Below are 12,514 nucleotides of genomic sequence, written 5' to 3'. Positions count from 1 at the left end.
TAGGCAAGGTGTGTAAGCGTTGTGAGGCGTTGAGCTAACTTGTACTAATGACTCGTGAGGCTTAACCATACAACCCTAATGGGTTTTATGAGACTGATGTTTTTACATCATCAAAATTAGAACTAACTCTGAAAAGAGTGACGCTTAATGTAGTGTAGACTCAATAACTTAATTTCAATTACTTGCTTAGGCGAGTAACAGCTTTCTAAAATTTTTTACCTTTAGTTTTTTGAAAACTGAAAGTAATACAGAATTTGTCTGGAAACCATAGAGTTGTGGCACCACCTGAATCCATTCCGAACTCAGAAGTGAAACGCAATATCGCCGATGGTAGTGTGGGGTCTCCCCATGTGAGAGTAGGTCATTTCCAGGCGCCAAATTATTCTCGAAAGAGAAGCGATAAAGCCCGTTGCTAACGCAACGGGATTTTTTCGTATATGCGAACGCTGAAAAGAGCCACTTCCAACGTCGAGTAGATTATTGCTCCTGCATAATCGACACTTCCGTCATCCATGACGGTCGCCCGCCGCTGAGCGGGTTCCCCAGCTTCGTAACAAGTTACTCCGCGTTCAAGTCAGACTGAATACTGCGTATTCAAAGCGCCCAACTTTCACCCCCATGTGTTCGCTGCGCGAACTACGAGAGTAGGCGCCACTTTTATTTCACTTTTGTAAAAGTGAAGACAAAAAAGGATTCTCGAAAGAGAAGCAAAAAAGCCCGCTACTATGTAGCGGGCTTTTTCGTTTGTAATCGTTGAGGTTAACTCTAGCTAAGGATCTTTTCTAAGATGGCTTTATTGGCATCGGGGAATTCGTACTGGCTGAGTTGTTCTCTTTCAACCCAGTTGACTAGCTGGCCTTCTAAGCCCTTTGCCTCACCACTAAAATTGGTTACCCAATGGATATCTAAGAAGACTTGCTTATCACCATAGTCATGGTGGATTTCCATCATGGGTTCGGTAGCATTTACGTCTAAGTTTACTTCTTCTTTAAGCTCTCTAATGAGCGCTTCTGAAGTCGTCTCTGACTTTTCCACCTTACCACCAGGGAACTCCCACTTTCCGCCTTGGTGTAGGTGTTCAGGACGCTTTGCCAATAAGATGCGTTGATTTTTATCTTGGATCACTCCAACAGCAACGTGGATCAGTTTGCTCATTGGTTTTTATCATCTTCAAATGGGTTTTTATCTAGAAAAAAGTCATCCTCGTCGTAGCCTAATTGATCTAGCATTTCAGGATCGAACTCTGATTTTACTGGGATGGCATTTTTCTCTGACGCCCAATCTCCAAGATCGATTAATTTACAGCGTTCGCTGCAAAATGGCTTGAACTCAGATTCAGCATTCCAGGTTACGGGCTTTTGGCAAGTCGGGCATTTTACGGTTAAAGACATAATGAACCTTGTCAGCTTAGAGCCTGACGTTTAAAAGTGTATAAGTAGATTTTAAAGCGTTAAGTGCAGGTTGCCAACTCGAATTCGATCGCTTGGTCAGAATGCTTCTGTTGGTCGAATTGTACAAAATGTATCGCGTAGCGGTTTCTATGTCCGCTAATGGTTGGATAGCAGCCCTGTTCGGCGGCGAGTTTGACTCTTATCAGTGATAAAGGCTGTTTACTATTGCCTTGGTAAAAGCCGCCACTAGCTTGTTTTACTTGGTATTGTGTAGTTTGCCTTGTTAAATCTAGCAGTAATTTTACCGGTGACAGTATGCTTGCAAACTGACCCACCCAATCTTGATATTCACTTTGGCGAACCTGCCACGGTTTTGCTAACCAATAATGCAGTTGTGGTAAGTCGAAATTGCAACTCGCACCGGGCATATTGAATCTTTGCCTCAATGCAGACAAGAAGCGGTCATGCTTTAGTTCATGACCTGGGCGTTGAGCGGCTTGTAATATGTCTCTACACGTACTCAACTTTGAGATGTAAAGCTCAACTTGCTCATCATTGATAGTGGGTAGAGATTGCCATTTTGATAAGGCAAACAGTTGCCTATCTAAATCTTTGAGCACTTCACCGCGGTAATCGCAGCGCTCGGTAAGTTCACACAATGAGAAAAGGGGATAAAAACAGCGATGCTGATGATCTTGATCTAGGTTAGCCTGTAGTTGCTCAGCCAAGTATTCTAGGCGCAAGTAACTACGAGTTTTTTCGTTCAGAGGTTGTTCATAGATCAATTCAGTCATGGCGTTATTCAAGAATTACTGGATAATTTTAAATAAAAGTTATGTAGTGCGTGTACCTTGCACTTTAACGCCGATATCTCTCCATGGTTGTCTATGACATCATCAGCTTTTGACAGTTTCTCAGCTCTAGAAGCCTGACTACCTATTATATTTTTTACCTGCTCTGCAGTAACCGCATCTCTGCTAATCGTTCTTTGTTGCTGCAGCTCCGGCGAAATATCCACCAGAAGTGTTCGATCTACTAACCTATCTAACCCGTTCTCAAATAGCAAGGGTACAACCATAATTACATAATCTGATTGTGCATTTTTGCACTGCTGCAGCATTGATTCTCTAATCATTGGGTGTAATAGGTTATTTAGCCATAGTCGCTCGGCGTTATTTGAAAATATCTTTTCTCTAAGCTTTGCACGATCAAGGTTACCGTCAGCGAGTAGCGTGTCTGAGCCAAAGTGTTCTGCAATTTTGATAAGACCTGTAGAGCCTTTAGCTACCACTTCGCGGGCGATAATGTCGGCATCAACGAGCGTAATCCCGAGCTCAGCAAAAAGATTTGCGACAGTGGTTTTTCCGCTACCTATCCCGCCTGTTAGTCCAACTATATAGTCAGCCATAGTGACTCCTTTACTCTTTACGACCCTCTATAAGGTAGAAAGATACCAGTTGGTAATGCTTTCGCCCCAGATCATCGCTATCCAGCCAGCAGCAGCGATGTAAGGTCCAAACGGGATCGGGTTACCATGATTTAATTTTTTGAACACGATAAGTGCGATACCGACTATGGCGCCAACAAGTGATGACAGTAAGATAACCAAAGGCAGCACTTGCCAGCCAAACCAGGCGCCAAAAACGGCCAACAGCTTAAAGTCGCCATAGCCCATGCCGTCCTTACCAGTAAGCAGTTTAAACAGCCAAAACACGCTCCATAAGCTCAAGTACCCTGCTGCTGCACCTATTAAGGCATCTGATGTTGTCGCAAAGGTACCACTTAAGTTGATGATGAGCCCCAGCCATAATAACGGCAGAGTAATCTGGTCTGGCAGTAACATTTCGTCTAGATCTATCCCGGTTAACGCGATAAGACAAAATGTCAGTAAAGTGGTTAGCGCAAACTCTAATGTGGGACCAAAATGCCAGGCTAAAAAGGCAACGAGTGCGCCAGTAATGAGTTCAACAATAGGGTAGCGAGCCGAAATAGGATTACTACATGCCGCGCATTTGCCCTTTAGCATTAACCAGCCAAAAATGGGCAGGTTATGCATCGGTTTGATATTGGTTTTGCATTTAGGGCAAGCAGAGCCGGGCACGGCAAGGGTGTATTTTTCAGGAAAAGCATCGATTGGCGCTTCAAGCTGTTTTTTATTGCTATCGAACACTTCTTTTTTGTATTCACTTAAGTAGTGATTGCATTCTTGCTGCCACTCACGCTTCATCATTACCGGCATACGATGAATGACTACGTTTAAAAAGCTGCCGATAACAGCGGCAAAAATAAAGCTTAGTGCGATAAAAAGCCAGGGGGTTTGGCTAAAAACAGAAATTAGTTCAGTCATTATTATTCTTAAATTGTAAATTAAACTTGCGAGTTAACCACCTACAACCTTACCCATTTCAAAAATTGGCAAGTACATGGCAACAATTAGGCCGCCAACAACGGTGCCGATGACGACCATCATAATCGGTTCTATCAGGCTTGATAAGCCATCAACGGCATCATCTACCTGCATCTCGTAGATGTTAGCCACTTTGTTGAGCATATTATCTAGCGATCCTGACTCTTCACCAATCATCACCATCTGTACTAGCATATCAGGGAACAGACCGGTTGTGCGCATGGCGACGTTCATCTGCATGCCCGACATCACTTCGGTGCGAATTTTCAATATCGCTTTACGATACACAGCGTTACCCGATGCGCCAGCGGCAGACTCAAGACCTTCAATTAATGGCACTCCGGCGGCAAAGGTGGTGGCTAAGGTGCGGGCAAAGCGAGCCATAGCGCCTTTATGAAGGATGGGACCAATGGCTGGTATTTTTAAAAGAAATGCATCAACTTGATCACGAAAGTGCTGTGAGTTTAGGTGTGCTTTTTTAAAAGCAAAAACAGTAATAGCGATAGCGGCAACAAAGAAATACCAAGAGCTTTCAAGTCCACGGGAGATAACCAATACAAATTGAGTAAATGCGGGAAGCTCAGCGCCAAAACCTTTAAAAATTTCTTCAAATTGTGGCACTACAAATAGTAGTAATAAAGCCGTTACCAAAATTGCTACGATAACAACCGCGGCCGGGTAAAACATGGCCTTTTTAATTTTCGATTTAAGTGCTTCAGATTTCTCTCTGTAAGTGGCAATACGATCGAAAACGGTATCGAGGGAGCCTGAGTGCTCGCCCGCTGCGACAAGATCCACATAGAGTTCATCGAAGTATTTTCTGTGTGGGCGAAGAGCATCTGATAAAGGTACACCAGACTGGATTTCGCTAAGAATAGTTGCTAACAGTTCACGCATTTTGGCTTTTTCATGGCCGCGTCCAAGTAACTCAATTGTGGTCACAAGAGGCACGCCTGCCGCCAACATGGTGGCAATTTGCCGGGTGACCATGGCGATATCCATGGGCTGTATTTTTGGGTCGCCAAGTTTGAAAAGTGGTGCTGCTTGTTTTTTTACCAGCTTTGGGGTTACACCTTGGCTTTTTAATTGAGCGCGAATTTCAGCGCTCGAAACACCTCTTAGCTCACCAGAAGTTTTTGAGCCATCGCGATTGGTGCCTTTCCACTCATAAGTGACAACCTTAGGCTCACTCTTGGTTTTTTTTCTTTCACGAGACTGCTTAGAGGTTTTAGTTGCAATTGCCATAGCGGCCCTTTATATCGTTATTCTATTTCGTGATTTTATAATTGTTATTTTAGGTAACGCTTCATGTCGGTTAATTTTGAGCTGCACATTTTAAGGCTGAAGCCATTTTATTGTGTCTATTAATGATGTCTATTAATGGTGTCGATTAAAAGCTGGTGACGCGGTTAATCTCTGCGATACTGGTGACGCCTTGAATAACCTTTAACAGGCCTGAATCGCGCAAATCACGCATGCCCTGGCTTTTCGCTTGTTTGAGAATTTGTAGCGAGTTGCCGCCTTCCATAATCGTGCGCGCAATTTCATCTGACATCTTCATCACTTCATAGATACCGACACGGCCTTTATAGCCACCTGAGCAGAGATCACATCCGACAGGTTTGTGGGGTGTTATGCCTGTATCGACTTGTTGCTGACTAAAACCGAGCTTTAATAGCTCATCGCCTGGGATATCTTCCGGGGCTTTACAGGTTGGGCATAGGCGTCTTGATAGGCGCTGAGCGATAATCAAATTAACTGAGCTAGCGATGTTATAGCCGGGCACCCCCATATTGATTAAGCGGGTTAAAGTTTCAGCCGCAGAATTTGTATGCAGGGTCGATAGTACTAAGTGTCCGGTTTGCGCTGCTTTAATGGCTATTTCAGCGGTTTCCAGGTCTCGGATCTCACCTACCATCACCACATCAGGATCTTGACGCAGGAATGAGCGCAGTGCCGATGCGAAAGTTAACCCTGCTTTAAGGTTAATATGGACCTGGTTTACGCCTTCTAAGTTAATTTCGACTGGATCTTCGGCGGTCGAGATATTGCGCTCTTCGGTGTTAAGAATGTTAAGGCCAGTATAAAGCGAGACGGTTTTACCTGAGCCCGTAGGGCCAGTCACCAAGATCATCCCTTGAGGCTTTTGCAGCATATCTTCATACAATAATCTTTGGTCATCTTCATAACCGAGTTTCTCAATACCGAGCTGGGCAGATGAGGAGTCTAAGATACGCATTACAATCTTCTCGCCCCAGATGGTGGGCAAGGTACTAACACGGAAATCAATAGATTTTGTGCGCGATAGTTTCATCTTAATACGGCCATCTTGCGGTACGCGGCGCTCGGCGATATCAAGCTTTGACATCACTTTTAAGCGGGCAGATATACGGCCTGATAAGTTAACCGGCGGCTCGGAGACTTCATGCAAGATGCCATCGATACGAAAGCGAATGCGATAACGCTTCTCGTAAGGCTCAAAGTGTAAGTCTGAAGCACCTTTACGGATGGCGTCAGTTAAAATTTTGTTGATATAGATGACAATTGGCGCGTCATCTTTGCCGTCATTATCTTGCTCGTCATCACGTTTATTTGTATCGGTTACCTCAATGCCAGCTAAGGCGTCGGCATCGATATTATCAAGATCTAGGCCGCTAATATCATCTTCTAACACTTTCTCTAGCGCTTTGGTGAGCTTGTCATCTTCAACCAAAATCGCTTCAGCGTGCAGACCCGCGCTAAATTGAAAATCTTCTAACGCTGCAATATTGGTGGGATCGGATGTGGCGATATAGAGGCGATTGCCGCGTTTAAATAGCGGTAGGCATTTATGTTTTTCGATCAGCTTCTTATTGAGAAACTCTTCGGGGATAGAATTAATATCGAATTCGTTCAGGTCCAACAGCGGCGTACCATACTCGTCATAACAGAGTTCGGCAATTTTCCGGGCATCGATTAGGTTTTCAGAGATAACAGTAGAAACAAGTGATGTTTTATTTTTACGGGATTTAGCGATAGCGAGTGCTATCTGCTCCTCAGTGAGCAAATTTTTACGAATAAAGAGGGTTGATAGTCCTAAATGAAGCCCCGTTGTAGGCATTATTCTCTTCCCAATTTACTTAATTATTTATTTAGTATCTATACATCAAACAACGGAAGTTAACGTATAACCCCGTTGTTTGATTTTCGATTACTAAGATGTTGGTAAGCCAGCACCTTGAGCACAAAGTTTATCTGCAGTATCTTTGGTTACTGCATAAGCGACACCACCAACATCATCAAATGTTGCAGTTAAAACACAAGTGCTGTCTGTCCAAGTTAAAGTTGTTCCAGTCCCTTTAGCTGGAGCTGTGCCTGTTAGTTTACTGTTTTTTGCTATTTCTGCCGTCATAGGGTTAGTTGTACCACTACAGCCTATTCCTGTTTGAATACAAGTTTGCGATTTTTGAGCAAAAGCAGTCAAGCCTTTCATTGCTGCGCCACCTTCAGCCGATGTCACATAATCTTTATAAGCAGGCAATGCGATTGCTGCCAAAATACCGATAATCGCTACTACGATCATCAATTCAATTAGGGTGAAGCCCTTAGCTTTGTTCATTTGTAACTGTTTCATATCTATCTCCATTAGAAAGCTTTGAAGTTTTTGGGGAGCGACCTAATCATGGTATTTCGATTAGTTATCTCGTAAATTATTAATCACCGCTAGTCATAGATATGATTAGCACGGGTTTAATAATTGGATTAAGCGCGTATCCAAAAATATATTCAGTGTAAATAGTGCTTCAACCTTGCTTGATGCTCCTGCGTTAGCACATCGCATTGCTCCATGCTAATCATGAAGCTCCATGCTAATCATGAATAAATGATGACTAGCGCGACGAGAGGTATCAGTGTCTATCTTATATCAAATTTTAGTTATGTGATTACCTGGTTAGTTGTTAATAAAGTGATTTTGCTCATGTATGCAGAGTATTAAATTTGTACATACATTGGCATAAATACTGCCAACAAAATTTGATTGTAATTTGTACAGTCAAAAAGTTATTTAAGCTTTCTCTCTATTTACATTAATAACAGGTGAATCAAGGCGGCTATTTGCCTAAGTGCAAGTTAGTACAAAGTTAATGAAAATGGAATACCGGATTGCTATAAAGTATCCATCTAATTATGATTTTTTCTGAAAATGGAGGTTTTTTAGTAAAAAGGTTGCGAGAGTTGTGTTTGTGTCGACTGTATATTGACGTATGTGGTGAAGGTGTCATTTTTTTGAACCTTTTGTCATTGGTTTATTTACTGAAGTGTAGGTTCATTTAGCCTCAGTTTAAAAAACGGTTTTGTTCGTTTTTTATAAGTATTGGTAGCTATGGTGTGGTGGGGAATCGAATCTACATCAAGACTCTTGTTGATGCTTTTACGCTAAAATAGTTAATACTGCAGTTCTGGTTTGTTGGTGAGGACGGAAGCTAAGTACTAGATATTTGACAGATATTGCTAAAGGTTGGGCTCAATTATGGTGACTTAATAATCCATTAGATAAAATGCAACTGTTTGAATAAGCATAGCTTAGCGTTTAAATAACATAAGAATTCAAACGTAGGTTTATTGATATTAAGTCAGCTAGCCAGTATTTCGATGATTAATAATTATTCTTTGATTCAATCAGCGTGTTTAAATGAAGAGTCATAACTGTTTCGTATTTATGCGATAAGATGTGATAACTAAATACAGTCTTTTATAGTCTTTTAGGCTTTATTTTTGATGTTTTAGAGAGTCGAGTATTAGAATCACAGTCGTGCGCTTTAATTACAGTTAAAAGTGAAGATAGGTAAAAAGCGTGGAGAAGTAACGGGCAGTTGGCTAGTTCTTTAAAAGTAAAAAGGTTAGCGCTCGCCAACCTTTTTTACAGCTTAACTGCGGTTAAGCTGTGTTTATTTAAGTCTTAATGACAGATCCAGTGCGCGAACGTGCTTTGTTAACGCGCCGACGGAAATAAAGTCGACACCGGTTTTGGCAAAGTTAGCAATAGTGTCGATAGTGACGTCACCTGAGACTTCTAGTTTTACGCCTAGGCCTCTGGCTTTATAGCTGTTATTAAGCTCAACTGCTTCTATCATCATGGTGATATCAAAATTATCTAGCATCACTATGTCGGATTGGGCATCAAGAGCCTGCTTTAGCTCATCAATACTTTCAACTTCAACTTCGACAGGTTTATCGGCGCGTAACGCTCTGGCCGCTGCAATTGCCTTGGCTATGCTGCCACAGGCCATGATGTGATTCTCTTTAATCAGAAATGCATCGAATAAACCGATGCGATGATTTTGGCCGCCACCACAGCTAACGGCATATTTTTGTGCTGTGCGCAGGCCGGGAATCGTTTTACGGGTGTCGAGCAGGCGAGTATGGGTGCCTGCAAGCTTATCAACATAATGCTTTGTGAGCGTGGCCACACCAGATAATGTTTGGATAAAGTTCATCGCCGTGCGCTCTCCGGTTAGGATGGCTCTGGCTGGACCTTCAAGCTCACATAAAAGTTGATTAGGCAGGACTAAATCGCCGTCATCCACATGCCAATGCAGTGCTACTTCGCTACCTAACTGATTAAAAACCTGTTCAGCCCAGGCCTTGCCACAAAACACCCCTTCTTCTCGGGTGATTAAGCTTGCCTGTGCAATTTTGTCGGCTGGAATAAGCAGTGCAGTGATGTCTGCATCGGATCTCTGTGTTGAAGTGAGATTTGAATTGGCACCTTGGTGGCCTAAATCTTCATCCAAAGCTGCTTTGACTGAGAGTCGAATATCATTTTCAAGCATGGTGGGCTGTCCTTACTGACTTATAACTGGCATATAACTGATATAACTGGCATCTAACTGCGGTTATAACTGTTGTATACATGGGCACGCTTTAATAGTGCCTTTAATCTTAACATAAAGTTTTAGGGGGAGAGTTAGCATTATTGCGGCTTATGCTCTGGAATTGTTGCTTTTTTTGGGATGATATATCTCAAAAGCGCGACTATATTCATAGGGTTAAAACTGCTAAAGTGAATCTATTATTTTTGCTTTAGGATCTCTGTTTTGTCACTGAATTTACTCGATGGCTGGGTGACTCAGGCACGATTCTGCCTTTCACCGCATTGTAATCAACGACCTGATAATGAAGTTAGTTTACTGGTGATCCACAATATTAGTCTGCCAGCAGGCTGTTTTGGGGAGCCTTATATCGACCAGTTATTTCAGGGGACGCTTGATATTGAAGCCGATGCGAGTTTTAAAGATTTGCAAGGCTTGGCCGTATCGGCGCACTTTTTAATTCGGCGTGATGGCGAGCTAGTGCAGTATGTATCGTGTGATGATAGAGCCTGGCATGCTGGTGTGTCTGAGTTTGCCGGTCGTAGTAATTGTAATGATTTTGCAATTGGTATCGAACTTGAGGGGACGGATACTGCGGCTTATTCGGATAGGCAGTACCAAAAGTTAATTGAGCTGACTCACAGCTTGATGCTCAATTATCCTGACATTACGCCTACGCGTATTACAGGCCACAGTGATATTGCGCCGGGTCGGAAAACCGACCCGGGAACAAGTTTTGATTGGCAGCGTTTTAAAGCAGCGCTGTAACTAGGTGCAGGAATTAGGTGCTGGAATTAGGCGCTACTATTTGACCAAGCAGTAAAGAGGTCAGTGGTTAGCGCGTTAACATTTAAGGTATATGCTATGGCTTTGTTTGCGTTATTAGTTGCAATTTTAGTTGAACGATTACGATTATTGCCTGATCGCTGGCAGTTCGATGCTTTATTGTCTAGGTACCATAAATCATTGGTTAATGAGCAACAGGATCAGTCATTGCCAATGATGGCTCTGGCTATTTTGTTACCGGCAATCATCGTTTATCTGTTGTCATGGCTTGCATCGGGCATGTTGTGGGGCGCAGTGAGCGTTGCCTTATGGGTGGCGATAGCCGTATTGTGTTTTAGCCATAATGCCCAGAGGCAGGCATTTAAACGCTACATTCAAGCTGCTTGCCGAGCAGACTCGCAAGCTTGTTTCATTTACGCGAACGAGTTGGATCCGAGTCAAAGCTTAGATTCAGTGAATGAAAAAGAACTGGGTGAGAAGGTCGGCCAAAGTGTGGCGTGGATTAATTACCGTTATTATGGCGCCATTGCACTTTATCTTATTATATTAGGGCCCGTTGGCGCAGTACTGTATTGCACCGTGCGCTTTTATAGTGAGCAGAGTCGTCAATATGAAACTCCACTACCGTTAGTCGATAACCTGTTGTTTGTACTTGATTGGATCCCGAGCCGAGTGTTCTCATTTGGCTACGTATTAAGCGGCCATTTCAGACAGGCTATTTCGGCCTGGTTGTCACACGCATTAAATCCCAAATCATCAGCGCGTGACACGATTATGCATGTTGCTATAGCAGCAGAAACATTACCTGAGTCATCGTCTGCCCCCATCTGTTTGCAATCGACTATCTCATTACTGCAGTTAAGTAAGCGTAATTTTATTTTGCTGATTACCGTACTTTCACTAATGACGATATTTGGCGTGGTTAATTAATGAGCGTGTGGTTGTGTTTTTAATGAAAAAATAGCAGGTGTTAAATTTAGTTTTATCGAATTACCTAAACCGAAAGTTGCGCGATTTATCGACATTTAACTGATCGCGCATTCTCTTTTAATCCTTATCCATTTACCAAAAATCTCTCCATGTTTAATTGCTTATAATAATTATTATCAATGCGCTAATTGTCAATTTTGGCACATTGGTCTGACCCCATAGTGAAAAAAATCAGCTATGCTCACACATCGCGCATAGATTTGATGGAGATCACTAACTGGACTTCCAAAGTGTGATTTGATAAAGTGCGCTCAGTCAATTAAATTGGTAAGACCAATTTACAATAGGAGCTGAGGCCCAGTATGGCTTATAGCAAAATAAACCAGCCAAAAATTTCTGACGTCATTATGGGACAGTTAGAGCAGATGATCTTGGAAGGTAGTATCCAACCAGGACAGAAGCTCCCCCCAGAACGTGAACTGGCGTTGCAGTTTGAAGTCTCTCGACCTTCTTTGCGTGAAGCGATTCAAAAGCTAGAAGCAAAAGGCTTGTTAATGCGTCGCCAAGGCGGCGGAACCTATGTAAAAGAACAGCTTTGGCAAAGTCTTGCCGATCCAATCGTTGAACTTATGCACTCAGATTCAGAAAGTCAGTATGACTTGCTGGAGTTTCGTCATGCCACTGAAGGCATGATGGCGTATTTTGCTGCACTTCGTGGTAACGACGCTGATATGCAAAATATCAAGCGCACCATTTTAGAAGTAGAAGCAGCGAAAGAGATTGAAGAGCAAGCTAATGCCATTGTGCGTTTTTACCGTGCAGTAGCCGAAGCATCACATAATGTGGCTATGCTGCATCTTGTATTAAGTTTATCCCCTGTGCTGCACAAAAACGTGGCACAGAACTTAGAGCTTTTAAGCCGACGCGAAGAAGCCTCTACTACGGCAAATGACCACAGGCGAGCACTACTCGCAGCCATCATTCGCCGAGATCCAGAAGCAGCACGCGAAGCTTCCAATGAACACTTAAGTTACATTGAAGAAGTGATGTTGGCTGTACGGGAAGAAGACAGTCGATTGCAGCGTAGCCTGCGTCGCTTAAAGAGTGGTGTTTAAGCTAACTCAGTTTTGAGCAAAAGCTTGTCACCA

12 protein-coding genes and 1 rRNA gene are annotated in these 12,514 nt (G+C 42.9%); 4 read left to right on the top strand and 9 right to left on the bottom strand.

The features are described from left to right. The first annotated feature begins 257 nt into the window (after positions 1-257). Positions 258-373: ribosomal RNA gene (gene rrf, locus ACVBIO_RS10680) — 5S ribosomal RNA — on the top strand. Positions 374-765: 392 nt separating this feature from the next. On the opposite strand, the gene mutT is transcribed toward rrf, so the two are convergent. From mutT to nadC, 9 genes are all read right to left on the bottom strand, one after another. Beyond that, complete coding sequence (gene mutT, locus ACVBIO_RS10675) at positions 766-1,155, bottom strand: 8-oxo-dGTP diphosphatase MutT (protein WP_447172564.1); 390 nt, start codon at positions 1,153-1,155, stop codon at positions 766-768. Next, entirely contained in the window at positions 1,152-1,391 is a 240-nt protein-coding gene (yacG, locus tag ACVBIO_RS10670) for a DNA gyrase inhibitor YacG (protein WP_447160774.1), read from the bottom strand. Before yacG ends, mutT begins: the two co-directional genes overlap by 4 nt. Positions 1,392-1,450: 59 nt before the next feature. After that, positions 1,451-2,185, bottom strand: coding sequence for a cell division protein ZapD (zapD, locus tag ACVBIO_RS10665; RefSeq protein ID WP_447172563.1), 735 nt, complete (start codon positions 2,183-2,185; stop codon positions 1,451-1,453). A gap of 8 nt (positions 2,186-2,193) precedes the next feature. Further along, on the bottom strand, positions 2,194-2,799 hold the full coding sequence (gene coaE, locus ACVBIO_RS10660; protein ID WP_447172562.1) for a dephospho-CoA kinase: 606 nt from the start codon (positions 2,797-2,799) through the stop codon (positions 2,194-2,196). Positions 2,800-2,826: 27 nt separating this feature from the next. Continuing rightward, entirely contained in the window at positions 2,827-3,738 is a 912-nt protein-coding gene (locus ACVBIO_RS10655) for a prepilin peptidase (protein WP_447172561.1), read from the bottom strand. Between the two features lie 33 nt (positions 3,739-3,771). Further along, positions 3,772-5,043: a type II secretion system F family protein gene (locus tag ACVBIO_RS10650; RefSeq protein ID WP_447172560.1), complete on the bottom strand. Its 1,272-nt coding sequence runs from the start codon at positions 5,041-5,043 to the stop codon at positions 3,772-3,774. 145 nt (positions 5,044-5,188) lie between these two features. Continuing rightward, positions 5,189-6,898, bottom strand: a complete 1,710-nt coding sequence (pilB, locus tag ACVBIO_RS10645; protein ID WP_447172559.1) for a type IV-A pilus assembly ATPase PilB — start codon at positions 6,896-6,898, stop codon at positions 5,189-5,191. 93 nt (positions 6,899-6,991) lie between these two features. Next, positions 6,992-7,396: a type IV pilin protein gene (locus ACVBIO_RS10640; protein ID WP_447172565.1), complete on the bottom strand. Its 405-nt coding sequence runs from the start codon at positions 7,394-7,396 to the stop codon at positions 6,992-6,994. Between the two features lie 1,330 nt (positions 7,397-8,726). After that, positions 8,727-9,611: a carboxylating nicotinate-nucleotide diphosphorylase gene (gene nadC / locus ACVBIO_RS10635; RefSeq protein ID WP_447163843.1), complete on the bottom strand. Its 885-nt coding sequence runs from the start codon at positions 9,609-9,611 to the stop codon at positions 8,727-8,729. A gap of 264 nt (positions 9,612-9,875) precedes the next feature. Between nadC and ampD the strand changes: the two genes are divergently transcribed. The 3 genes from ampD to pdhR all read left to right on the top strand — a co-directional run bounded on the left by ampD (position 9,876) and on the right by pdhR (position 12,481). Beyond that, positions 9,876-10,418 (top strand): 1,6-anhydro-N-acetylmuramyl-L-alanine amidase AmpD, encoded by a 543-nt coding sequence (ampD, locus tag ACVBIO_RS10630; protein ID WP_447160781.1) that lies wholly within the window; start codon positions 9,876-9,878, stop codon positions 10,416-10,418. Between the two features lie 96 nt (positions 10,419-10,514). After that, positions 10,515-11,366 (top strand): beta-lactamase regulator AmpE, encoded by an 852-nt coding sequence (ampE, locus tag ACVBIO_RS10625; protein WP_447169867.1) that lies wholly within the window; start codon positions 10,515-10,517, stop codon positions 11,364-11,366. Positions 11,367-11,728: 362 nt separating this feature from the next. After that, the gene (gene pdhR / locus ACVBIO_RS10620; RefSeq protein WP_447160783.1) at positions 11,729-12,481 is read left to right on the top strand and encodes a pyruvate dehydrogenase complex transcriptional repressor PdhR; all 753 of its coding nucleotides are present in this window, start codon (positions 11,729-11,731) and stop codon (positions 12,479-12,481) included. Positions 12,482-12,514: the final 33 nt, after the last annotated feature.

It is taken from the genome of Shewanella sp. 0m-8 (genome assembly GCF_052977265.1).
The sequence above is the reverse complement of the archived record's forward strand: the minus strand, read 5'-3'. Positions and strand labels throughout refer to the sequence as shown.